The following is a 24855-nucleotide window of genomic DNA, read 5'->3' as shown; positions in this document are numbered from 1 at the left end:
TACCTTGATTATTTTTGATAATTTAATAGTTTTTATAGGCTAGATGATTTATTTGGATTTAGCACTTAACTCATTAATTTATTTAAATAAAATGCTTAATCGAGATAGTTTATAACAGTAAACTTAGATAAGTTTACATAATAACTGCATTTTATTTTATCAATTGCCTTGCAAATTTATCAAATCTAAATGATAATTATTATCGTTAAAAACAATTACGCTATGGTTAGCCAATTTATAAGCCACTTTTTTTCAAAAGGAATTTACTATGAGCATGGTCATCTCTCGTTATTTAAACTGTCGTGAAAACCGTTTACCTACTTTGCAATCACAACATCTATTTGCACTGACTAAGGAGGTACGTATCGAGCATGAAGGCGAAGAGTATCGACTACGCCTAACTCGTAACAATCGCTTGATTCTAACCAAGTAACGTCTATTTAAGTGACACTTTTTTCAATACTTCTATAAAAAAACGCCTTCCTTATGAGGCGTTTTTTTATAGGCTATACAACTTAAAAATAATTTCAAAAACTCTCTCAGTTGACATCAACTAGAAAGCAGTTGTCCTCTAAATAAATAATTTAGAACTGCCAACTATAGACCACATCTACTGCATTTTCTGCTGCTGAGCTTGCTTCTACATAGATGCGGCGTGTCAATTGATAACGAACAGAAAGGCTGTTTTGCGCGTTGAAAACACCTACGCCATAGCGAATGTATAAATCAGGCGTTACATAACCTGTGACGTTGACATTGGTGTCCTCGCTACTACCTGAGGCATCGACTGTTAGGCTCTGCAAACCGAAAGCTTGCCCGATTTGATTGGTCAGGCTACGAGTGCCACTCAGACCGAAGCTCAATCCAGCGGCAGCCAGATTATTGGTCACTTGCGATTTAAACCCTTGCTCACTGATTTGTGTGGCGCTCTTATTATCGATGCGACCTGTCACCAACGCGTTCATGGCTTGTTGCTGGGTCAGTCCTGCATTGTTAAAGACGATAATATTAGGGCTTTCAGTCGTCCCTTGGACACGCAGACCAACTGTTTTGCCATTAATCGTTTTGGCCGCTTCAATACTCAAGCTCGGTTTCATCACATCGCCATTGAAACGAACTTGACCATAATTCAACTCTAGGCTTTGGCCAAAAGCATTGATATTGGTACGGCGTGAGACCTGCACAACACCTCTGGCACGCATGATACCTGTGCCATTCTGAGTCACATTAATCGCACCTGCCAACGGAATGACGGCGCCAAAACCACGGAAGTTTATATCATCGCCCAAATCAACACCGATATCAGCATTGATTGACCAAGGTTTTGAGATAGCCAGTACTTCATCGATATTACCAATCAAACGGCGATCTAGTACGACTGCATCTTCAGTCTGAGTAATGATATCTTCGCTGGCTTCAGGCGGACGAATGGTCGCAGACGGCACACTGATCGCCCCTTTTATATCAACATAACGGTCGCCTGGACGCACGATAATATCAATATCAGGATCAATTTCAGCAACCAGTAATGGGGGCTGAGTGATGACTAGGCCTTCACCGACGATACTCAACTTGGCTTGCAGTTTTTGTTGCCAGTTGACTGTCCCTGACAATTCGCCTTCACCTGTACCACTATTAAATGTGCCATCAATGGTTGCTTGTGTACCGCGGATTTTGGCTGCCACATTTACTTTAGACAGATTCACTGGCAAATCAAGCATCGCTATACGGCCGTCAGAGAGTTTTACATCGCCATAGAACTGTGGTTTGGTTAAGGTGCCGCCTAGGCCACCCGCCATTGTGACATTACCTCTTAGGACGCGCATACCGGGGAAGAAAGGCTTAAATATCGCAAGATCAAGCTCGTTCAGCACCAATGCGCCAGAGATTGGTTTAGGGTCTTTATAAGGATCAACGATCACTTCAGCATAACCACGTGCCCCGCGTCCAGTATTGATATCGGTACGCAGCTTGATACCCTCAGGCACAGACAGAGCAATGAGAGACACGCGCTTGTATGACAAAGTCATTGATGTGCTTTCGCCATCTTGAGCGAGGCCAATCTTGCCATTGTCTGAGTATAAAGTAGTATTAATAGTTGGCGGACGACCACGTTGCCATCCAACGATTGCTTTACCATTAATCTTACCATTCCAGTCAATATCTTCTGGCAAGAACACTGAGAATAACGACGTATCTAAATTCTGCAATGCTACATTGACTTCGCCTTGGTCTGGCGATGCCACTAGTTTTTCTCGTAGACAAAGCTTGCCAGTTTGATCCGTGGCCTGCCAGCAGTGAGCGGCAAGCTGTACTTTTAGATCACGATTCTCACCACCCTGATTGTAAGGTAAATTCACAATCAGCTGTGCAGGTTGCAATTGATTCAAAGTCGCATATTTAGATTTGATTCGGCCTTTTCCAATGACACCTGACCAGCTTAGCCTGTCTCGATCAAAACCACCTTTTAGCCTAGCGCCGACATCGAGTTGCTTATTGGCCACATTTAGATCGACCACATGAGACTTTTCGGTACCATTAAAAGACGCTTTAACACTATCGAAACTTTGACCAGCAGCATCTAGGCCTTCAGCCGTCACGATTAACTGGCTTGGGCTATTGGCTAAGTTGACCAGCTTGCCGCGTACACGGCCTTGACGCAATATAAAGCCAGGTAGCGCGAGTCGCTCACCGACCAAATCAATATAAATAGTAGGCAGTGCTTGTCCAGCCGGTTGAGACAGCGTGGCACCGCCCGTGACTTTACCAGCCAGTTGGCTAGACAGCTGATCTAGGCTGGTGATATTAATTTTGGTTTGTAGCTGCTTGGCATTGCCGTTAGCCGTGACATAGTTGTCACCCCAACGCAGCACAAGGTTATTAGCATTTAGGCTATCAATCAAAGCATTTACTTGCTTGTATTGCGCTTGGGCATCTTTGGTCTGAAGTTGTTTGAAGTAACTTGCTAAATCTTTGGGCAAACGCATTTTCGCCGATAGGCTGCCTTTGGCACTCAGTTGCTGACCTTTTAGCATGCCATTCAGATTGACTTGTTTAATATTGATGATTTGCTGCGTGTCACTCCAGCGGCCATCTGTATCAATCGTACCAGTAATGAGACTTGGGGTATCTTTTAGGAAATAGCCAATGTTAAAACGATCCATCACTGCCTTGATATCCCACGCAATGCCTTGACGCACATCAACGGTACCGCTGGCATCAATACTACCTGCTGCACTCACATGACGGAAACGGTTGATACGTATCAGCTGACTGTCACCACTGGCTTCTATATTTAGCTTACCTGCTGGCAATTGCTCGGCATCCAATATGCCGTTGAAATTTACGGCAAAGCGCTGCAATGCCCCTGCAGTATTTTTGCTATTTTTTGATGCATTTTGCCACTCGCCACTGGTTTTTAAATCGCCTGTGATTATCGCTGGATTATTGGGTAAGAAATAACCCAAGTTGAACTGATCAAAACGACCATCTATATTCCAGCCGATATTTTTACGTAAGTCGATAACCCCTTTCGCATCAACTGCGCCCGCTTCACCCTTATAGTTCAGCTTACGAATACTGATCAGCTTTGGCGTACCCGCAGCATCAATAGACAGACGACCTTGTGGTACATCTGCTGTATCAATCCGACCATCAAAACGCACATCAAATACTGACAGCTCACCACCTACGATATCGACACTGGCATCACCAGCACCAGTAATACCAATAGCACGATCTGCTTGCGTCGCATCGAGCTGCGCTTGCATATCGGTATTGTTTAAAGTAATCACATGACGTTGACCGCTGACACCATTTTTGGTGATGTTTAGCAATCGACCACGCGCACTTATACTACCTGTTAGGCGCTCAAGCGGTAAATCGCTACGATATTTCTTAGGGAGTAAACCTTTGGTACTGGCATCAATCTGCCATGTCAGTGGACGCTGCTTGCTCGCCAACTGAATCTGTCCTGTGCCGGATAAGTCTCCTACGATGCCATTATAATTAAGACGATTGATATCTATGACATCACCAGCCTTACGTATACGTAGATCATAGTTGCCCTTGGGGGCAGCATTTAGCTCATTGATAACGGCATTGGCATCGACTGATAGGGTTGAACCACGAACGATGACGTCTGCCTGTCCACTAGGACTGTCGATATTGCCAATATTGGGTACGTTACGGCGGGTTAAGTTTTTCCAGTTAGCGTCAATATACCAAGGCGCAACTTGCTTGGACTTGGCAGAGGTTTTACCGCGAACCATATTCGCGTTGATGTGCTCACCATCGCGCTGACGCAAATCTGCATCGATCTGCGTATTACCAGTGGCATTCTGCTGCTGATAACGCAGTGACAGCCTACCGTTAAGGGTTTGCGGCGCATAAGCTTTGAAGTCAGTATATTCATCCGGAATAGCTTGGCGAATATCAAAGTTGCTACCCGTCGCACGCACTGTGGCCTCAAAGCTGTCTTTCCAATCTAGAATACCTTGCAACGCCAAACGTCCCGCTGGCACGTCAGCATCTAGGCGATCTATACGTAGCTGACTGTTGGCAATAACGGCGCGGCCTTGATAATGACCTGATGGAATGTCTTTGGCGGTCAATTCAGTATTGATACGCAGCCGTATCTCAGAAATGACACCAGAAGCTGTAGCCGTACCGCTTTGTAGGCGAATGTTTTGGCTGTCAGCGTAAGGGATAAGAATATCATCCCACTGTAGTTTTGCATCAAACGGCGCACCCGCATCTAGCCCCTGTACTACAAAGTCGCCTTTCACATCGCTATCGTTATAACGACTACGTACTTTACCGACAGTACGTTTAAGCGTTCCCGTTGCAGATATATTTAACGGGTCGATATAGGCTTTTTCAAGGGCGCTGACTTCCGCAATCGCACTCAAATCTAGTGGATAGTCGCCCTGTAGGTCGATCTCTCCTTTTAAGGCACTGACTTTTACGATATCAGCGTACTGCAAGTCACCACGGCCAACGGTCACCGTACTACCTACCCACGTTAGATCACGCGCCGTAATATCTTGAATAACGATAGGATCTTTGGTTACTTGCTTATAGATAATTTTCTTAATTTTTGCTTGATCAAAGCGCAAGTTTACTGGCAACTTTAAGGTTTTATAATCGAACGGTTCACCAGTAGGCGGTTTTTTATTGATAATCTCTATGGTCTGGATGTCTGCATCGCTTAAATGCACTTCTTTTGCAAATACTGCACGCCAGCCTATTTTTACATAGGCCTTATCTACCAATATCTCAAGATCTTCAGTCGCTTCAATATCGATATCAGTGACCCAAATGCCATCGCGCAAGTTACCGCGTCCGTATTTGAAATCAATACCTGTCTCAACACTAATTTTTTCTAATATAAACTTCGTACCAGCGTCAGTCCCTGCTGCATAAAAGAATATGGCGAACATAATTGCTAGTACGATAAGCATCAATACCAGAAGTTTGAGCAGAAATGACAACGGATACCAACGCCTAACGGCACGGGCATCACGCTGTGCTGGATCTTCATCTGGAGCATTATTAGGCGGGGTATTTTCTGTCAGCATGACACTCAACTACGTTAAAAAATGAAGACCAGCAATCGGTACGATAAGTGATGATTAGAACATTTGGAGCTACTAAACATTTGGAATTACTACATTGAGCGATTATAACGGTGAACCAATAAAGAAGTGTAGTCGTACTGGAATGCTTTCCTCGGTCACGCCAGCAGCTACATCGACGCGCACCATTCCTACAGGCGATGCCCAGCGGATACCGACACCGACGCCGACTTTTGTCTCAGTGTCAAAATCTTTGTCGTAGGCATTACCGACATCAGTAAAGAATGCGCCACGGAAACCTGGTTTAAATTCATAGTTATACTCAGCACTACCGACCGCTAGCACCTGCCCGCCCGTTAAATAGCCTTTGTCTAATGGTGACAAGCTCTCATAGTCATAACCACGGATACTCTGATCGCCACCTGCAAAGAAACGCAACTTATAAGGCACATCGTAAAAATCATCCGCCCAGATATAACCGGCATTGGCACTACCTAATACTTGATGCTTTTTGTCTTCGCCAAAGCTATAGATACCACTAACGCCTGCGCGAATAATCGCCATATCGGTATCACTGAATGCGCTATCAGTGCCAGCCTCGATTGAGTAGTACTGGCGCATGCCCTGCGTTGGGTTGGTAGCGTTGTCAGTATCTGTTTTATTCATACCATAGCCAAATAGCAGCGCGCGCTGTTTCGGACTTGAAGAGGTAAAGCGGATAGGCAGATCATCTAGTGCTGCCCCATCAACCCCCGTCTCAAGCTCATCCAAGCGGTAACGCAAAGAGTAGCTACGATTCCAACCAGTATCACTACGGATATTACGTGCCAAAGCTGCCTTCAGCGTTGTGGTTGACAGGTCGAAGTTGCCTTCACCTTGATCAATTACCTCTTCTTCATAAGTCAAACGCCCATCTAACTTATCATTGAGCGGATGCTTCCATGGACGACTGGCATAGACAGCCACGTTTTTGCTGATTCTCGATACTTCCGTCTCAGCCCCTGCTTGATAGCCTTGACGGTTAATCAAGTTATAGTCTATTTTTGCAGTGGCGCGAACGCCTGTATCTGTTCCATAACCAAGACCAACTTGAGCATCACGTGGTTTATCCGCGTATACAAACACATATAAGGGCACTTTTTTGCTTTCTGCAACGTCTTGTGGCGTTTTACGTCCTGCCAGCGTTGGCGGTACAAAGTTCTCGTCAGCGATCAGACTCTTTTCATCAGGGAATATTTTTTGTGCGACATTACTGATTGAGTCACTGATTTTGCCCAATAGATTGTCAGCTTCCTGATCTTTTTCATCAAGTACGCGATCATTCGGCAAGCGGCTTAGTCGCTCTGCTTTTTGTCTGATGGCTTGCAGCTTATCAAGGGTGGCTTCATCAGCCTCAAAATCAATCGCAGCGATATCCGCTTCATTGACCGTCTCGCCACTATTAGCACTCAGAGCATTATCGCTCTCTGCACCTATATCACTATTATCGTTAACCGTATCTTCTTTGCTAGCAGTGACATTTGAGGCAGCTGCGCCATAATTATCCACATTGTTAATATCGTCATCTAATGTGTCGTTACCCTCGGTAGCAGCATTGTCAAACGCCAAAGTACCAGCTTCACTACTATCAGTTGGTGGTAGTATCGACTCGACGTTGACCGTATTAAAGTAACGAGTTGCCGATAGGTCATTACTGAACTTCGTGACTGCTGGACGATAAAACGGCTCACCCGGCGTAAAGCCATAGAGCTGTTGTAACAATGAAAGCTGTACTGGTAGCTTGTCAGGGTCTTGGGTCAGCGTATTGGTTTCTTTGTCGTAGGTAAAAAACACCACATCGTCAAACTCGTAACGATCACCTGTGTTGTAAACCAACGAGACATCTGCTTTATTGTCCGGCAAGATGATATCAACGGATTTGTTCAGCCAATACTGGTCAAAGTAGCCATAGGTATTGCTCAAGGCCTCTAAAGCCGCTTTACTGCTCTTATAGACACGATGATTAAAAATATCACCTTCTTGCGGTGGCAAGTCTGCCTCAAGCGATGCAAACTCTTCTTGCTCACTGCCCTCACCGCGAATCTCAATAATCCGGCTGTCTACCAATACCGGCTCGCCTAGCTCTTCAATCACCACATTGACTGTATCGCGATCAGGCTGGGTCAAACGCATCTCAACCTCGTAGTAACCAACGGCTTTAGCAGCATTCTGTGCCGTCTCACGCAGACGTGGCAATGCCGCAGTAAAGTCAATAACCGACTGAACGGAAGTATCATCAAGTGCTGCTTTGATGTTTTTCATTGGCTGAATATCATTATCGGCTTCAATCAGTTGAGCCTTACCGTTAGGAGAGTCTTCAGCGGATACTTGCTCTAGATAAATAGCGGTTTCTACGTTTGGCAGAGCCACCACGCCACCGTCGTTAAAAAAGCGATTGTACAGACGCGTCACGATATTACCTCTATTGCGCGCGCGTGGCCGTGGTCTATTGGCTTGTTCGATACTTTGATCGACAGCCTGAGTATCATTCTGATAATCTGGTAGGTAGTCATTAGGATTGATAATATCTGTCGTCGTACCTTCTACATTGGCAGGAACATTCGTGCCAGTTATCACCTCATCACTACTAACATCAGTCGTCAGGCCATTTTCATTCTTAACAATAGCTTCATTGCTAACGACATCTTCATTGCTGATAGCGCCACTTACCTCAATCGGACGTGACATCCCTTCAGCTGCGCTCGTCTGTTCTTGCGTTGTTTCATTTCTACCCAACGTATCAAGATTGCTAGGCGCTGGCAAGTTTGTTGCATCTAGCTCTGTATCTAGACCAATTGGCGATGTTGTGTCATCTAACGTAGCGATTGGCGCATCAAAATCACTATCATTATTGCTAATATTGATACTATCAATGTCTTGAGCATTCTGCGCAGCCATTGCCGCTAGCTCACGATCGATCTGCTCAGGGGTCATCATTTGATAGCCTTGCTGCTGAATCTCGGTTGCTTGTTGCAACAGGTCATCATTAGAAGCGATTGATTGAGCATTATTTGAATTATATGAAGTGCTTGGACTATCAGTGAAAATCTCTAAATTCTGAGAGTTGTTGTTTTGAGAAGTTGCGTTTTGAGCATTGGTATTTTGCGTCGACGAGTTTTTAGAGCCTGACTTTGTCGAGTTAGGTTTCTTAATGCCCAAGCTCTGTTCGCTATAGTCGTCCAATACTGACTGATCGATGATGCCTTGTTCCACTGCTTTTTTTAGACGTAGTGCATCTAGAGCTATATCTAGCTGAGTATCGTCATCGGATAATGTAGCTGATTGCTTGATAGACGCTTGATCGTTCGCACTTTGACTACTGTTAGTCTGGTTACTAAGCGTTTGATTGCTATCAGTTTGGTCAGTAGCAGATGAGTTAGTGATAGCGGTATCGTTTACATTATTGATGGTATCTGCCATTGCCGCAGGTGCTATACCGAACAAACTGGTCGCAAGCGCAGTGCACAATGCCGAACGTCTGAAATTTTTACGCGGCACTGCTGGGTACGTACTTGGGTTATTACTATCGTTTTGGATTATGGCTGTGTCACGCTGCATCATTAGAACCTTGCATGCTCGAGTTGAAGGCTGCTTTATCATCTTTACGTCCTATCAGCTCACGCGGCACAATCTTATCAACGATAACAATCGTCAAGTCTGACCGGTGAATAAACTTATAGCAGTTATCTGCAATTAATGGTTTACTACTTTAATTTTATGACTGTTTATCTATAGTGTCGGCTTTAGCACTGTGTGTCTACTGCCTTGTAGGTCTACTAGCTTAGAGAAGGCTACTAGCCTATAGATAGATAGTGTTGATGTGTAGTAGCCTTTGTTTTCACTACTATTTATACCCTAAAACGCAATCACATAAAATTTATAAATCATAACTTAGTTAAATATCGAATCATAGCATTGACTGCATGTATTTTCACCGAAGCCTTGCTATTATACGGCTTAATATTGATAAAACCTATGCTATATCTTGATATAGTTTTTAATAAAATTGACGATTATTATCATAAAAAAATTGTCGTTCAGCGCCACTCTTTTCTTTATTAGTCGCGATTTATCTGTAGGAATGTCCATGTCCAACCAGTTTCAGTTATTCAAGCGCCGTCGTTTTAGCGCTATGTTTTTCACCCAGTTTTTGGGCGCATTCAATGACAATATTTTTAAGCAGGCGCTCATACTGGTGCTGACTTATACTGCCGCCAGTAAATTGGGTGTAGAGGTCAGCATCCTTAATAACTTGGCCGCTATGCTATTCATCCTGCCCTACTTTTTGTTTTCTGCTTTGGCAGGACAGATTGCTGATAAGTATGAGAAATCAAAGCTCACGCAGTTTATTAAACTTCTTGAGCTGGTCATTATGGCTGTTGCCGCAGTCGGCTTTGTCTTTGAATGGTATGCACTGCTATTTGTCGCGTTGTTTTTGATGGGTACGCATTCGACTTTCTTTGGACCGATCAAATACGCTTATCTGCCACAAGCGATGAAAGAAGATGAGTTGGTCGGCGCCAATGGTCTTTTTCAGATGGGTACTTCGCTGGCTATTTTGGTCGGTATGATTGTCGCTGGTATTTTGACTCAGCTATCACAATCATTATATTGGATTAGTGCCACGGTGTTGGTTGTTGCTGTTTTGGGATATTTAGCCGCACGATACATTCCTACTATGCCAGCGATGCAGCCTGACCTGAAGATTAACTGGAATATTATTACCACCAGCTTAGCCACTGTCCGTTACTTATACTCTTTGCCTTTTTTGTTCTTTATCATTCTTGGCAACAGCTGGTTTTGGTTTTATGGGGCGACGTTTTTGACCCAAGTGCCAGAGTTCAGCAAGGTGATTTTGCTTGGTGATGAGTCAGTCGTTATTTTCTTACTCACATTGTTTTCTGTTGGCGTGTCAATCGGTTCGGTGCTGTGCAAAACATTGACCAAAAACAAAGTCAGCTTGCGTTTATTGCCTTTTGGTATTGCTGGATTAAGTATCTTTGCTATTGATTTGTATTTTTCACTTTCAGGTTTAGATATAAATGTGAATAATGACACATTACTTGGTATCGGTGATTTGTTTAATATAAGTGGTAGCTGGCGGGTATTCGCGGATTTATTCTTATTAGGATTCAGTGGTGGTTTGTATATCGTACCGCTATATGCTTCCATGCAAGCCTACGCACCTAAGAGTCATCGAGCACGTATTGTCGGTGCGAATAACATTTTTAATGCGATATTTATGGTTACCTCAGCAATATTTGCGATTGTTATCTTAAACGTTTTAGGATTTACGCTACCACAGCTATTCTTGATAACAGGACTACTAAATATTGTATTTGGCGCATTTTTATACATTAAACTTAATAAACATATTAAGCATGCCGTTATCCAAACCAACGATGGTATAGCGCCGTAAATACGGTTAACGCCTTAAATAAGTTTGGTTCCATAGATACAGTCTAATGTTACGTTTATGACTTCGTCATTATGATAGCTATAGTAGTTTGCCCACTATCTATAGATTATTTATGAGCTATCTAGACAATAATATTCGAGCCGATAATTTGGATTGTTTGTTATAGTAATACGCATCATGCCGTTGCGTTTAAACGGTAATACATTTTATTTTATTGACAGTTTTTAACACCATCAGGAGTGAGTTATGACCCTGCGTCCTTTATCTAAAATTGACCAGTTGTTACTTGGGGTCGATAAGGCATTACGAGCTGTCGTGCCACATTCCAATCCAAGCACGCGGCCGTTGCCCGTCAGTAGCGATGAGATTCCTGAGCTGACCATCACAGAGGCGCGGCACGTCTCAGGTCTTATGCGTATCAATCATACCGGTGAAGTATGTGCGCAAGGTCTATACCATGGCCAAGCGTTTGCCGCGAAAGATAGTGGTGTCAAACAAGCCATGCAACAATCGGCCGAAGAAGAAGTCGATCATTTGGTCTGGTGCGAGACTCGTCTAAGCGAGCTTGGTAGCCATGCCAGCGTATTTACGCCGCTTTGGTACGGTATGTCGTTTGGACTCGGTGCAGTCGCAGGCGCGATCTCCAATGAGTTTAGTCTAGGGTTTGTAGCGGAGACAGAAGCGCAGGTCAGCGAGCATCTACAGGATCATATCAAGCAGTTACCTGAACATGATCAGCGCTCAAAAGAAATACTGGCACAAATGGATAAAGAGGAGCTGCATCATCGCGAGCTAGCACTTGCAAGTGGCGGCGCTGCCCTTTCTCCGGCAGTACGTCGGACCATGCGATGGATGGCAAATCGTATGAAAGATACTGCTTATCACTTATAGCTTATCACTTATGGCTACAGGTACTGTTGTTAGTTGCTGTTGTCGATTTTCTTACTAATTAATAGCTGCACAGATTTACGTAGGTTTGCTTAATTCTAGCGATTAACAATCCTACCACAGATAGCGTAAAGCTTAATTTGCTACGGTATTAAAAATTTGTACGATTTTGCAGCAATGCGCTATTTATATTACCGTCCAATCAATGAATAACAACCAAATAAATTAAACAAGGTAACGATTTTTATGAAAGCGATTCTCTCTAGTAGCCACTCTATTAAGTCACCAAAGTTTGCAACGTTGACCGTCATGGCTGCAACCTGTGCCATGCTGTTATCTGCACCTGTAAACGCTGCAGAAACTGACGCCACTGCAACGGCTGTACCTAGTGCGATGGATTCAAGCAAACGTGTGATTCGTCTTGCTCGTCCTAATGCAGCTATCAGTCCTGCTCAAGCCAATGCCGCTCAAACAAGCTTGCCAGCAACACCTGCGAGCAACAGCCAGCCGACTAATGCGCAAACCACTAACATGCAATTAAGCGGCACTCTGCAAAACAATGCATCTGTTAGCACTGCTCAACCTCAAACACCACAAATGATGTCGCCTGCTGCTGCACCTGTCATGAACGGTACTACTCGTGTTTATGAGCCTGGTCCAATGACAGCTACCGGTATCGACTTGCGTAGCGGACAACTTCCGAACATTCCTACACCGCAAGTACAGCTCTCAGATATGAGCTTTGTCAAAACTGTACTAATTCCACAACAAAAAGGGCTAGGTACTGATAAGCTTGATGTCAGTTTATTAGATGACTTCATCGCTGACGTATCCCCTAACGCGCGTCACTATCCACCAAACTTCCCTAACCGCTCACAGCGCCATTACACACGTGAGAAAATCAAAGTATTAGCGGATTGGATCGAGCCATATGCTAAGTCGCCAAATGCTTCTTATGATGTGTTGCTTCGTGCTGCTAAGCTAAACGGCATGGGTCGCAATCTAGATTTGGGTTCAGACTACACGGTACGTGGTGGTCAGTATGTCGATCGCGCTATCAAGCTGCAACCTGATAGTGGTGAGGCTAACTTCCTATACGGCATGATGCTATCAGAAGGTGGCGGCTTCAAAGAAGGTCAAAAATATCTAGACCGAGCTGTCGCTTTAGGATACACCGAAGCAGAACAAAGCTTAGCACAGTCAGATTTACTTAGTGACCGCCGTGCTAATGCGTTAGAGCGCCTACGTCGTCTTGAAGGGCAATACCCTAACAATACTGTTATTCCTCAACAAATCAAACTCGTTGAAGAAGGCAAATTCTACATTTGGGATATTCCTGCCCCTGACATCAGTGTAAAACCAGGTGCTTAGAAATTTTATACTTGTTGAGATTAGCTATTGAGGGTTTGATTCATAAGATATTTGTTTAATAAAACCTTCACTAGGTCAAATCTCTAATAAATAATTTAAGCTTCAAATACCAAGCGCTTTTGTTTTATATCTATAAGACAAAAGCGCTTTTTTTCGACTAGTAGAAACACTTTCGTTTTAAAACACGCTCTTGTAGAATTGCAAATAAATAGTCTAACGTCAAAAGTTGCGCTACACTCATTATCAATTGCTACTTTCATTACTCATACTCTCATAACTACCGTTTATTGGACTGACTTATGACTTTCGCTGGCTTTAGCAAACAGACAGTAATGCATACTAATAAAAAAGCCCTGCCTATTACGTCACTTATGCTTTTGGCGGCAGCAGTATTGCTACCAGCGTGTAGTACGGTGACGGTCGATAAACAAGCCTCGGCCAAGACCATCTCAGCGCAGCGCGGCAATATCGTCACTGACAATGCGCTAAGCAGCGACACAGCATCTGCTTTGTTATCAGCAGGACTGAATGAGCAAGCCTGTATGCAGCAATTTGACTTATGCTTGACTCAGCTCTCTGACAGTATGCTTAACAGGCACTATCGCCCTGCTTTGGCTATTTTTGCAGAACTGCACTATGCAAAAGCGCGTCAACTATCTGATTCAAAAAACTGTCGTAATGCGCTTGCACGCCCGCCACTTGATCCGTATTACGCCAATGCGCCTTTAAGTGATGATGACGCCAAAACGCAGCAAAAAGAGACCGACCTGTGCTTAACCGATTATCAAGCAAGGTTGTTTGATGCCGTCAAATACAGCTACACCTATCTGTTTTATGACAGTTTAACCCATGACTTCGAAGGTGCAGAACAAAATAGCAATGGCATTCGTGCGCAAAACCGTATTCCGAATGACAATGATATCCAAACCCAAGATATTTATAACGCTGCTAGCAATGACGTTATTACTCAAATTTATCAATCGACTGAAAACGCCAATAAATTGATGGGTGATACGATAGTAGAGTACTTGCCGATAACCTCTACCAAGCGTGATAACACGGATGAAGCAGCGATTGCCAATCGACAACCATTAAAGGGCAAAGCGACAGACCAAGTCAAAGTCATGAAAGTTACCGTAGATAACTATAACCTTGATATTTATTTGCCCAACGAAAACAACTATCTACAAAATGCTCATAAACAAACTTCCGCTTTGGCAGACTTATCATCCACTTATGAGCTGCGACTATCGGGTCTCAATTCTGTGAGCAAACGTCCCGGCTTAGGCATCAGCTTGGTGGCGTCGTTAGATGATCGCTACACCACCACAATCCGTCAGTTATTGGTCGCCTCCTTATCTGCTGGTCGTCTAACAAATGAAGATAAAAACACCGACGACAGCGAGCCAAGCTCACGTATTTATCCGACGGGACATCTTTTACTAACTGGATTGATTAAGCCAGATGGCAATAGCGTATTAGATGCGCTAGGCAGTCGCAAACTTGATATTCATCTATATAACCCGTACCAAACCGAATCCGTTAATATTCTCAATGATGACTACCCACTGGCAGCCAACTTTTCGGCGGGATATGGCTTATGGCTATCAGAAAACCAGTTAGATGGTGTGGGTTATTTAAACTTGATTACGCGCCAACCAGATGCTCAGCTGCCCAAACTCTTTATGCTTGAGCCTTATGATCCTGATAAACGCGTGTTGATTATGTTGCATGGGCTAGCCTCTAGTCCGGCCACTTGGGTCAATCTGACCAACGATATTCTTAATGATGACAAGCTGCGTGATAATTACCAAGTTTGGCAAATATTCTATCCAACCAATCTGCCTATTTTAGAAAATCGTTATCAGATTCAGCAGTTAATCAACAGCACCTACCAGCAGACTGATCCCAATGGACAAAATCGTGCCAGTCGAAATAGTGTGATTATCAGTCATAGTATGGGTGCCATTATCGCTCGCATGATGCTGTCTGATGAAAATTTAGTCGATGATTTAGATAAGCTCAATGATAAAGACATACTCTCTAGTAATGAGAAACAGCAAATCCGTAACGCGCTTAAGACTTCTTTTGGCGAAGATGAGTTAAAGGAGCGTTTTGAGCTACAGGCGTTGCCGCAAGTAGACACTGCTGTTTTTCTATCTGCACCTTTCCGTGGTACCGATTATGCAGATCGTTGGTTCACCCGTGCACTACGCCGCATCGTTTACTTACCTGTAGGTCTGGTCAAAACATTCACTGATAACTTAGCGACCATTGCCACACAAGGCGACTTGGCGCAAAACCCACTGGGCGCATTATATTTGCAGAACGGTGCCAGCCAGTTAAGTGATAAGTCTTCTTTTATAGAGTTAACCAAAGACATCACTATTAATGAGCGTATCACTTACCATTCAATCATTGCCAATAACGATGCCGATATCACTAAAGGACTGGCACAAACGCAACCAAATGGTGCCAAGATTGATTTGTCTCAAGCGGTAGAAGACAATGCTGGAAATGAAACGGCGAGCGTTGATGTGAGCGATAATACTGAGACAGCACAGCTACCACCTGAGCCGCTTGTTGCCGCTGTAACAGTCAATGATGATATCAGTCAAGCACTGACCGAGCGTTTGTCAGATGGTATCGTTCCTTATAATAGTGCCCATCTCGATGGTGCCGCGTCTGAAACAATTATCAATGGCGGTCATAGTATCCAGACCAATCCGCAGACCATTTTGACGTTGCGAAGAATTTTGCATAAGCAACTACAAGAATGATGTAGATTTTTGTTATTTCACAAAGTTTTTGACGTATAAATCGTAACCTTCAAACATCAGTTATAGGTTTCAGATAAGCAGTATGTTCACGCATACTGCTTTGTTTTTAATAATATTAATTTTATTTTTCAATGTTTGAATCATGTTATTTTGATGACTCTTAGGTCTGCAACTGACAGATTGGGTTGCTTGCGTGTATATCTAGGTGAGCGCATAATATATCTATAGCACATGACAGTAATATGTAAATTTATAAGGACATAAATTATTCAATTCAGCTAAACAGTGAGTCGCAAACTTAGCCACAATTTATGTCTAATGGAGCTAAGTCCACGTCACTGAGCTATTGCCCGTAATGTTTGCCACTTTGATCGATGGATAGTTACGGACAGTTACTTGAGCGTTGTATGGAAGTCAGCGCTATTCAGCTAACAGATGAGAGTAACCGTTTATGTTCGCTACATTTATGATTGACCAGCTCGATGCGCTGATGCTTGCGCGTATCCAATTCGCTTTTGTTATCTCGTTCCATATCGTCTTTCCTGCCTTTTCTATCGGTCTTGCCAGCTGGCTTGCGGTGCTCGAATTCCGCTGGTTAAGAACTGGTGAACCTATCTATGCTGAAGTCTACAAGCATTGGGTCAAAATATTTGCTGTCGTCTTTGGTCTAGGCGTGGTATCCGGCGTGGTGATGTCCTACCAGTTCGGTACCAACTGGGCCGTATTCTCAGATAAAGCTGGCAACGTCATAGGCCCACTACTTGCCTATGAGGTATTGACCGCGTTTTTCTTAGAAGCCTCCTTTTTAGGTATTATGCTATTTGGCTGGGGCCGTGTAAGCAAACGCATGCATTTTACCGCCACTGCCATTGTTGCCATTGGTACACTGATATCAGCTACTTGGATTTTGTCGGCTAACAGTTTTATGCAAACCCCTCAAGGTTTTATGGTGGGTGCAGACGGCCTACTTTATCCGACCAACTGGCTTGAGATTATATTCAATCCCTCATTCCCTTACCGTTTCGCACATATGGTGACGGCGGCGTTCTTAACCACTGCCTTTGTCATTGGCGGTATCGGTGCCTACTATATCCAGTCCAAAAAACACGCCGAGCACCGTCAGCATGGTCGTGTCATGCTAGGTATGGCAATGATTATGGCCATCTTCGTTGCGCCGGCGCAGGTATTAATTGGTGATGAGCATGGTCTAAATACGCTTGAGCATCAACCTGCTAAAGTGGCTGCGATGGAAGGGCTCTGGGAGGATGAACGTGGTGCTGCACTACGTCTATTTGCGATTCCTGACCAAGAAAACCAGACCAATAAGTACGAAGTAAAAATCCCTTATGTCACAGGTTTGATCCTAACCCATTCATTAGATGGTGAAGTCAAAGGACTCAAAAACTGGGCACCTGAAGATCAACCACCCGTTATCATCGTGTTTTGGGCATTTCGTATCATGGTTGGTATTGGCATGCTTATGGTGCTGGTCGGCCTATTCAGTCTGTACAAATACTTCAAAAAACAGCAGTTCAATACTGACAGTGTGTGGTTCCACCGTGCTTGGATGATGATGACTCCGCTTGGTTTTATTGCGTTATTGTCTGGATGGTTCGTAACCGAGACAGGACGTCAGCCTTGGACGGTTTATGGGGTCATTCGTACTGCTGAAAGTATGTCTCCTCTCGCTGCACAGCAAGTCGCCACCACATTGATTGGATTTATTGTGCTCTATATCTTTGTCTTTGGTGCAGGTAGCTTCTATATCCTACGCTTGATTGCTCAGGGGCCAAAACCTTATACAGATCCTGCTGAGGATAATTTCTATGAGCATTCGGTGACAGAGAGTCAAGGTCGCGCGTTAAGTGGTGATAGTAATCCTGCCAAAGGTACTGAAGAAGGCTTAGATGAGCCTGCAAATGATGTCGATGATGGAGGATTACGCTAATGTTTAACTTTGGTGATGTATTAGATTTACCTCTCATTTGGGGCGGTTTGATTGCTTTGTCTGTCTTTGTCTATGTACTGCTTGATGGCTTTGATTTGGGCTGCGGGATTTTATTTCCTTTTGCAGGATCAGATAAAAACCGTAGCCGTATCATGAACTCTATCGCCCCTTTTTGGGATGGTAACGAGACGTGGCTAGTGTTAGGTGGCGGTGGGCTATTTGCAGCATTCCCTGTTGCTTATGGCATTATTATGACTGGTCTCTATTTGCCTGTGACGGCGATGTTGTTTGGTCTTATTCTACGCGGCGTGGCGTTTGAATTTCGATTCAAAGCGAATACACGTCGTCATATCTGGGACACTTGCTTTTTTGTGGGCTCGGTCGTTGCGACCTTCTCTCAAGGCATCATGCTTGGGGCGTTAGTGCAAGGGTTAGAAGCCAGTAACCGTCTATATACTGGTGGCCCATTTGATTGGCTCACGCCTTTCTCAATTGTGTGCGGATTTGCCATGATTATCGGCTATGCCTTACTTGGTTCAACGTGGCTCATCATAAAAACGGAGCACACATTACAAGTATGGGCGCGCCAAGTTTCTAGATGGATGCTTACTGCGTTACTAGTGGCGATGGTTGTGGTCACAGCGTTTATGTACTTCTCAGACATCGATGCATTAGAAGGCTGGTTTAGTTTCCCAGATTTATTATACCTTGCTCCTATGCCTATCATTGTCATGCTCTTATTCTTTATCATGCGTAAAGACTTAAAAACAGAGCGTGAATATCGTCCATTTTTACTAACGGTTGCCTTATTTTTGATGGGTTATATCGGGGTTTGTTTTGCCCTATTCCCTTATATCGTACCGTATCAAATGACGATTTATGAGGCTGCGGCTGCTGATACTTCGTTATCATTCATGCTGATTGGTGCCTGTATCATGTTACCGATCATCTTGAGCTATACAGCATTTGCTTACTATACCTTCAAAGGTAAATCTGATCACAATCCGATGTACTAGTCGCTAATCGCGGCGGGTAACGGATCAGCTAAGAGGATGGCTATCATCGTTTATAGATGGTAGTCACACTTCATACGCTAATCAGGAGATCTCTATGAAAAAATTCAGTAAAAAACAATCACAATGGGCATGGTTTGTAGGTCTATATTTAGCAGGATTTTTAGTGGTGTTTACTATTGCTCAGCTAATTAAACTGGCCATGGGTGTTTAGCGTAATTGCCTAATCATACGATTGAGTGCCAGTTAGTTAGCTAATGAGTAGCTTGCTAGATGCTAAGTTTGCATTTTTGCCTTGCCAATATACCTTTTAGACATGTCGTAAAAAGTATCTCTATATGTATAAAAAAAGCAGCGTTGAATAATCGACGCTGCTTTTTATTTATCCTAAATTTATCAGCTTGGTTTACCTGCGTGCTCGATATCATGCTGTTCGATAAACTCATTAACCTGTGTTAGACGCTCTGGGGTCCCAACGTCTATCCAATTATCTGTGGTCACTTCAGCGGTAATTTGAAACTTTATCATTGCTTGCTTTAGTAGTGGTGCTAATGCAGCAGGCTGTCCTGACACCAGACCTTCTACCAATTTGGGTGACATTACGCTAATACCCGCAAAGGTATACTTATCTGCATCGCCCACCGGCTGCTCACTAGCAAGACCGTTATTGATGGCGAAATCGCCGCCATTATTGTGTTCTGGATTATCTATCAATAACAAGTGCGCGCGCTGATCCGCTCCCAATGTATAGTCTGTTAATTGAGAGAAGTCATAGGTAGTCCAGACATCAGAATTGACCAGAATAAACGGCTCATCCTTTAGCTTACCTGATTGTAATGCCTGAAAAATGCCGCCTGCGGTCTCAAGTGGTTCATCGTCTTCTACTGACCAATGCAGCTTTACGCCATATTGTGAACCGTCACCTAAGGCGTCCATTAGCTTGTCCGCTAACCATGATGCATTGACCGTGATATCAGTAATGCCTGCTGCTTGTAGCGCTTTAATATGCCATACAATAAGCGGTTGACCTGCGACTTCAACCAAAGGCTTGGGCGTCTCAAGCGTTAATGGACGTAGGCGTGTGCCCTTGCCCGCTGCCAAAATCATGGCTTGTGTAATCGTAGAGGTAGACATCTGCGCTCCTATCTTTATTATTTAAATTAATTTAGCTGAGCGTCATCTACGCGGAAGCAAACTTCTCTTTATAAGCAGGTAGCACTGCCTCTTGTAACCATTGATTAAACGATATAACTGACTGCTTTAATTCATCGTTGCCATGTTCGGCAAGCCAGTTTAATTCAATAATCAAATCACGCATGACTTTAGGAATATCCGCCAAATAGCGGTCTTTGCCATCACGCTCAGACAAACGAATAAAAATCCCTAGTACCTTTAAGTGACGTTGTACGCCTATGACATTTACATCGTTTTCAAACTGCACCGCGCTATCAGCAGTGGTTAGTGATTTTTGCTTTTGTAGCTGCCAAAAGTCACTAATCCATGCAGATATTTGGCTCTCTGGCCATTCAACATAAGCATCACGCACTAACGACACTAAATCATAAGCATACGAACCAATGACGGCATCTTGAAAATCAATCACACCCAACTTTGATTGATCTGCTTGATCTTGCATGAGGTTGCGGCTGTGATAATCACGATGGACCACTACCTGTGGCTGTCGCAAAATCTCATTCATTAATGCTGTTTTTAGGTTTCCCCAAACCTGCTCATTTAGCGCTATACCAATATAAGGCATAAACCATTCGCTAAATAAATCCATCTCACGGTCTAATAGTGCTGTGTCATAATCTGGCAGCTGGTGTTGCGACTTTGCCGTTTCTACTGGTACCGTTTGTAGCGCCACTAATGTCTGCATTGCTAGCTGATAGTAGTCATTGATTTGGTCTGCGGTGGCATCGACAAGCAAATGGGCAAACTCTACTGTACCAAAATCTTGTAATACCAAAAATCCTTTTTCTACGTTTTGTGCAGTCAGAGTCGGCACGTTGACAGCAGGTGCCATCAGCTTAGCGACATTGATGAATTGCAGCATCGCATCTTGCTCGTCAGCGGAGTCCATGACGATATAGTGCTTATTGGCACTATTGTCTGTCTCTGATAGTTCGATACGATGATATCGGCGGGCACTAGCGTCACCATGTAAGCTGTCTAGACTAAATGCTTGATCTAAAAATACTTGCTGTAACCATTGTTCTAATTGCTGTTGGCGGTTGTTATTTTCATCGATCATATCAGTCTCTAAAGTCGTTTTGTCAGTCATATGGGGCATCGCTGGTTAAATATAAGTCATAAATAATTAAAGTAGTGATAAGTCTGACAAATACTTGCTAAAATAGCGATATGTGTCGGTGCTATACAAGCTGCCACAGACGTATTGCTATATCATTCAATACTTGATGTCGGATAGAATCGCTATCGCTACTTAAAAATCAGCATGGCTATATTATAAATTTTGGTAAATAGTGTAGCTGATTTGGTTTTTTTTGACTATGATTAGTCGTCATTATATGTAAAACATCCAAATTTTTGAGAATACATTAGTCATATTTTAGTCGCTCGTTCACTGCTTTATGTCGTTCGGTGATACCGCTACTAAACTCAGTCATGCAATCCAATAAGCTCTGCAATCATAGGTGTGCCCTTGTTATATTCTCCGCTTTACCAAAGCATCCGCTTGATCTTATTTGGTGCCTTAGGCTTATCTAGCCTAACTGTCAGTGCTGCCATTGGTGATGCCAATACGCAAAAAACTGAACCACTCACTACGGATAGTACAGGCAGCTATGCGTCTAATAGTGTGGCGACTGACGCCAATAGTATTAGTCGTACTCAAAGTAATGATGGCTATCAAGAAGCAGATATTCTAAATGACAGCTATCCAGACGATGCTAATACGAATGACGCTACTTTATCGAATGATACTACGTTAAATAGCAGATTCTCTGAGAACAATGACCTAAATATCACAGATATTAATGAGGCTGCTGACTCTAAAGCTTTTAGCAACGAAGTTTCTAATGCTAGTAATCTAAATACAGAAACTAGCAACCAACCAAGCAGTGATACACCAGATAGCAGTGCCTTTGTTCCTAAAGCGATAACAAAAAATAATGGCAAACTAGATATTAATGATGAGAGTATTCAAGCCAGCCTAATGCGCTTAGCAGAGTTTTATGAGCTAACACCAGATACCGATGCTTCAACATTAAACAATGAGGCTGTCAGCACTGAAGCAAACAATACTCATAATAATGCGATGCCTGCCGCACAGACGATTCCAAAGGTCGGTAGAGACTTACGTCTGTTGCCAAATGCCGTGGACAGTGCCCAGCGCTGCGAAGGTCAATGGGTATATCCGCAGAGTAACCCCAATTATCAACGTGCTGTAAACGAAGCTGGTACGGCAAACGGACAACCAGCACCAAATGTGGCTAGCGTTCCGAACAATCAAGCCCCTTTATTTACCGAGTCTGATTACGGTTATTACAATAATATTAATTATGCTGAGCTATCAGGCAATGTAAAAATTGACCAAGGCACTCAGCATATTGAAGCAGAAAAAGTCATGATTGACTTGAGCAATGGCGTTGCAGCTGCTCAAGGCAAAGTCATGTTTACAGATAATGCGACTGGACAGCGTACAAGCAACGTCTCTACAAACAATGCAGCTACGAATAACGGCCAAGCCAGCTTTAATGATAGAGCGGCACAAGGCGGCCTAATTGGCGTTGCAGATAGCTTGAATTACAATACTGAGACTGGTCAATCAACGGCCAATGATGTGGCGTTTGCCAGTGTCGGTCTACAAGCGCACGGCTATGCCAAACGCTTAAACAAACCTAACGAAAGTGAATACGAGCTGGATCAGGTGATGTTTAGTACCTGTCCACCTACCAACCGCAAATGGCAGTTTGAAGCCAAAAGTATCGATCTAAATACTGATACAGGGCGCGGCGAAGCGTATAACACCACTTTCCGTATTGCTGACATACCCGTATTTTATCTCCCCTACTTTAACTTCCCGATAGACAGTCGCCGTAGTAGTGGGTTTTTATTGCCAAGTGCCAGTGTCAGCAGTGAAAGCGGTCTTGAAGTTGATATTCCTTATTATTTCAACTTAGCACCTAACTACGATGCCACCCTTAACACGCATATTTATACTGACCGTAACCCGATGCTATCAGGTGAGTTCCGTTATCTGACTGAAAGTTATGGGGAAGGTATTTTAAACGGTTCATACTTACCAAACGATAAAGAGTATGACGACGAAGATCGTACCAGCTTGTTTTATGACCATACTTGGTCGTCGAAAAGCATTCCGCGTTTAAGCGCTGATGCCGAATACAACTATGTGTCGGATGCCGATTACCTTAATGATTTTGATACGTTGGGCTTGTCGGATAGCACCATAAACTTGCCACGTCGTGCTCGCGTCAATTACTACAATGATTATGTCGATGGTGAACTGAAGGTAGAAACCTTCCAGACTTTAGACGCTTTTGATGATAATGGTGAAGCATTAGAAGATAAAGACAAACCGTACTCACGCTTGCCACAGCTCAAATTAAATTATCGCCTGCCTTGGGTTGAGCGTCTTGATATTACTGGAGTCCATGACTCTGCATACTTTAAAAAATCTATTAATGATGGCTCTGAAAACGAAAAAAGTGGTGCACGTATTTACAATAAATTGAGTGCTACTTATCCGATGGAAACCTCTTGGGGTTATGTTCATCCCAAACTTAGCCTACAGCATCTATATACGTCATATGATGAAGATAGCTTAATCGCGAACCAACTCAGTGAAGAAGACGGTAGTCAATCTGTGTTTGTCCCGCAAGCCAGTATTGATGCAGGTTTGACTTTTTATCAAGCAGGCTCACCGTTTGGCGCGTTTGATGATACGATGGGTGGTTATCGCTTGCTTAGTCCCCGCGTAAAATATACGTATTCACCGTATAAGAACCAAAACGATATTCCTAACTTTAATACGCGTATTGCCTCTATTAATTATGAACAGCTGTTTTCGGACAGTTGGTTCTTAGGTCATGATCGTTTGCAGGATTTGCATTCTATTACGCCTGGCGTCAATTATCGTTACATCGATGCAACGGGTGTGACACGTTTTGATGGTAGCATTGCAGAACAGTTCTATCTAGATGATGGACGTGTAACACTTGATGACGATCAGCCCGTTTTTACCTCGTCTTCTTCAGGTATGGTATGGGAAACCAGCACTCAGCCTTATAATAATTTTTGGGTTGATGTTAGCGGTGCCCTAACCAGTAATTATGATTTGAACTACATTACGACTGAACTACGTTATCAACCATCAAATAATAGTTTATTTAATGTGGGCTATGTCAAACGTCAGCGTGATGACAATACCGAGCAGTTGCCACTATCCGCGTTTACAGCTTCCGCTGTTTTCCCTATCAATAACAGCTGGCGAATATTGGCTCAAGGTCAATATGACCTGAACAGCGACAGAATGCTTGATTCACTCATTGGCGTTGATTATGAAGACTGCTGTTTCGGCTTTGCTGTTTATGGTCGCCGCTATTACAATGACCTAAACGTAAAAGACGAGCCAACACAAGCTATTATGGCAGAAGTTAGATTAAATGGTCTTGGCAGCGGTAGTAGCCGCTTGACACGATTGCTTGCTGATAAGATTTTGGGCTTTGAACCTGTACAGACGGCATGGAAAGACTAACCAGTTTTTTGCTAGATTAGAATTATTTACGTAAATATTTATAAGACACTATTTGAATCCCTATTATGGGAAACGCTGTCG

Annotated in this window: 13 protein-coding genes; 9 read left to right on the top strand and 4 right to left on the bottom strand. The window is 43.5% G+C overall.

Features of this window, described 5'->3' with window-relative positions:
- Positions 1-268 precede the first annotated feature (268 nt).
- Complete coding sequence (locus tag I3249_RS01695; protein WP_010200173.1) at positions 269-433, top strand: hemin uptake protein HemP; 165 nt, start codon at positions 269-271, stop codon at positions 431-433.
- Positions 434-584: 151 nt separating this feature from the next.
- On the opposite strand, the gene I3249_RS01690 is transcribed toward I3249_RS01695, so the two are convergent.
- Both I3249_RS01690 and I3249_RS01685 read right to left on the bottom strand, forming a co-directional pair.
- On the bottom strand, positions 585-5579 hold the full coding sequence (locus I3249_RS01690; protein WP_238068234.1) for a translocation/assembly module TamB domain-containing protein: 4995 nt from the start codon (positions 5577-5579) through the stop codon (positions 585-587).
- Between the two features lie 102 nt (positions 5580-5681).
- Positions 5682-9173 carry a BamA/TamA family outer membrane protein gene (locus I3249_RS01685; protein ID WP_238068232.1) on the bottom strand — a complete coding sequence of 1164 codons (3492 nt, stop codon included), beginning with the start codon at positions 9171-9173 and terminating at the stop codon, positions 5682-5684.
- Between the two features lie 529 nt (positions 9174-9702).
- On the opposite strand from I3249_RS01685, the gene I3249_RS01680 reads away from it, so the two are divergent.
- The 7 genes from I3249_RS01680 (at position 9703) to I3249_RS01650 (ending at position 19248) form a co-directional block, all read left to right on the top strand.
- The gene (locus I3249_RS01680) at positions 9703-11034 is read left to right on the top strand and encodes an MFS transporter (RefSeq protein ID WP_238068230.1); all 1332 of its coding nucleotides are present in this window, start codon (positions 9703-9705) and stop codon (positions 11032-11034) included.
- 246 nt (positions 11035-11280) lie between these two features.
- On the top strand, positions 11281-11925 hold the full coding sequence (coq7, locus tag I3249_RS01675) for a 2-polyprenyl-3-methyl-6-methoxy-1,4-benzoquinone monooxygenase (RefSeq protein ID WP_057759163.1): 645 nt from the start codon (positions 11281-11283) through the stop codon (positions 11923-11925).
- Between the two features lie 243 nt (positions 11926-12168).
- Positions 12169-13293, top strand: a complete 1125-nt coding sequence (locus I3249_RS01670) for a hypothetical protein (protein ID WP_238068229.1) — start codon at positions 12169-12171, stop codon at positions 13291-13293.
- A 299-nt stretch (positions 13294-13592) separates the two neighbouring features.
- Positions 13593-16073: an alpha/beta hydrolase gene (locus I3249_RS01665; RefSeq protein WP_238068228.1), complete on the top strand. Its 2481-nt coding sequence runs from the start codon at positions 13593-13595 to the stop codon at positions 16071-16073.
- 466 nt (positions 16074-16539) lie between these two features.
- Positions 16540-18021 carry a cytochrome ubiquinol oxidase subunit I gene (locus I3249_RS01660; RefSeq protein WP_238068250.1) on the top strand — a complete coding sequence of 494 codons (1482 nt, stop codon included), beginning with the start codon at positions 16540-16542 and terminating at the stop codon, positions 18019-18021.
- The gene (cydB, locus tag I3249_RS01655) at positions 18021-19037 is read left to right on the top strand and encodes a cytochrome d ubiquinol oxidase subunit II (RefSeq protein WP_238068227.1); all 1017 of its coding nucleotides are present in this window, start codon (positions 18021-18023) and stop codon (positions 19035-19037) included. The genes I3249_RS01660 and cydB overlap by 1 nt, the downstream gene beginning before the upstream one ends.
- A gap of 94 nt (positions 19038-19131) precedes the next feature.
- Positions 19132-19248, top strand: a complete 117-nt coding sequence (locus tag I3249_RS01650; RefSeq protein WP_101206161.1) for a DUF2474 domain-containing protein — start codon at positions 19132-19134, stop codon at positions 19246-19248.
- Positions 19249-19430: 182 nt separating this feature from the next.
- Here I3249_RS01650 and murU read toward each other — a convergent pair whose 3' ends face one another.
- Positions 19431-20168, bottom strand: coding sequence for an N-acetylmuramate alpha-1-phosphate uridylyltransferase MurU (murU, locus tag I3249_RS01645; protein ID WP_238068226.1), 738 nt, complete (start codon positions 20166-20168; stop codon positions 19431-19433).
- Positions 20169-20214: 46 nt separating this feature from the next.
- On the bottom strand, positions 20215-21318 hold the full coding sequence (locus I3249_RS01640; protein WP_238068225.1) for a phosphotransferase: 1104 nt from the start codon (positions 21316-21318) through the stop codon (positions 20215-20217).
- A gap of 381 nt (positions 21319-21699) precedes the next feature.
- Here I3249_RS01640 and lptD point away from each other — a divergent pair, with 381 nt between their 5' ends.
- The gene (gene lptD / locus I3249_RS01635; protein WP_238068224.1) at positions 21700-24774 is read left to right on the top strand and encodes an LPS assembly protein LptD; all 3075 of its coding nucleotides are present in this window, start codon (positions 21700-21702) and stop codon (positions 24772-24774) included.
- The last annotated feature ends 81 nt before the right edge of the window (positions 24775-24855 follow it).

Source organism: Psychrobacter sp. Ps1, from assembly GCF_022129425.1.
Classification (GTDB): domain Bacteria; phylum Pseudomonadota; class Gammaproteobacteria; order Pseudomonadales; family Moraxellaceae; genus Psychrobacter.
This window is presented reverse-complemented; position numbering and strand designations above follow the sequence as displayed.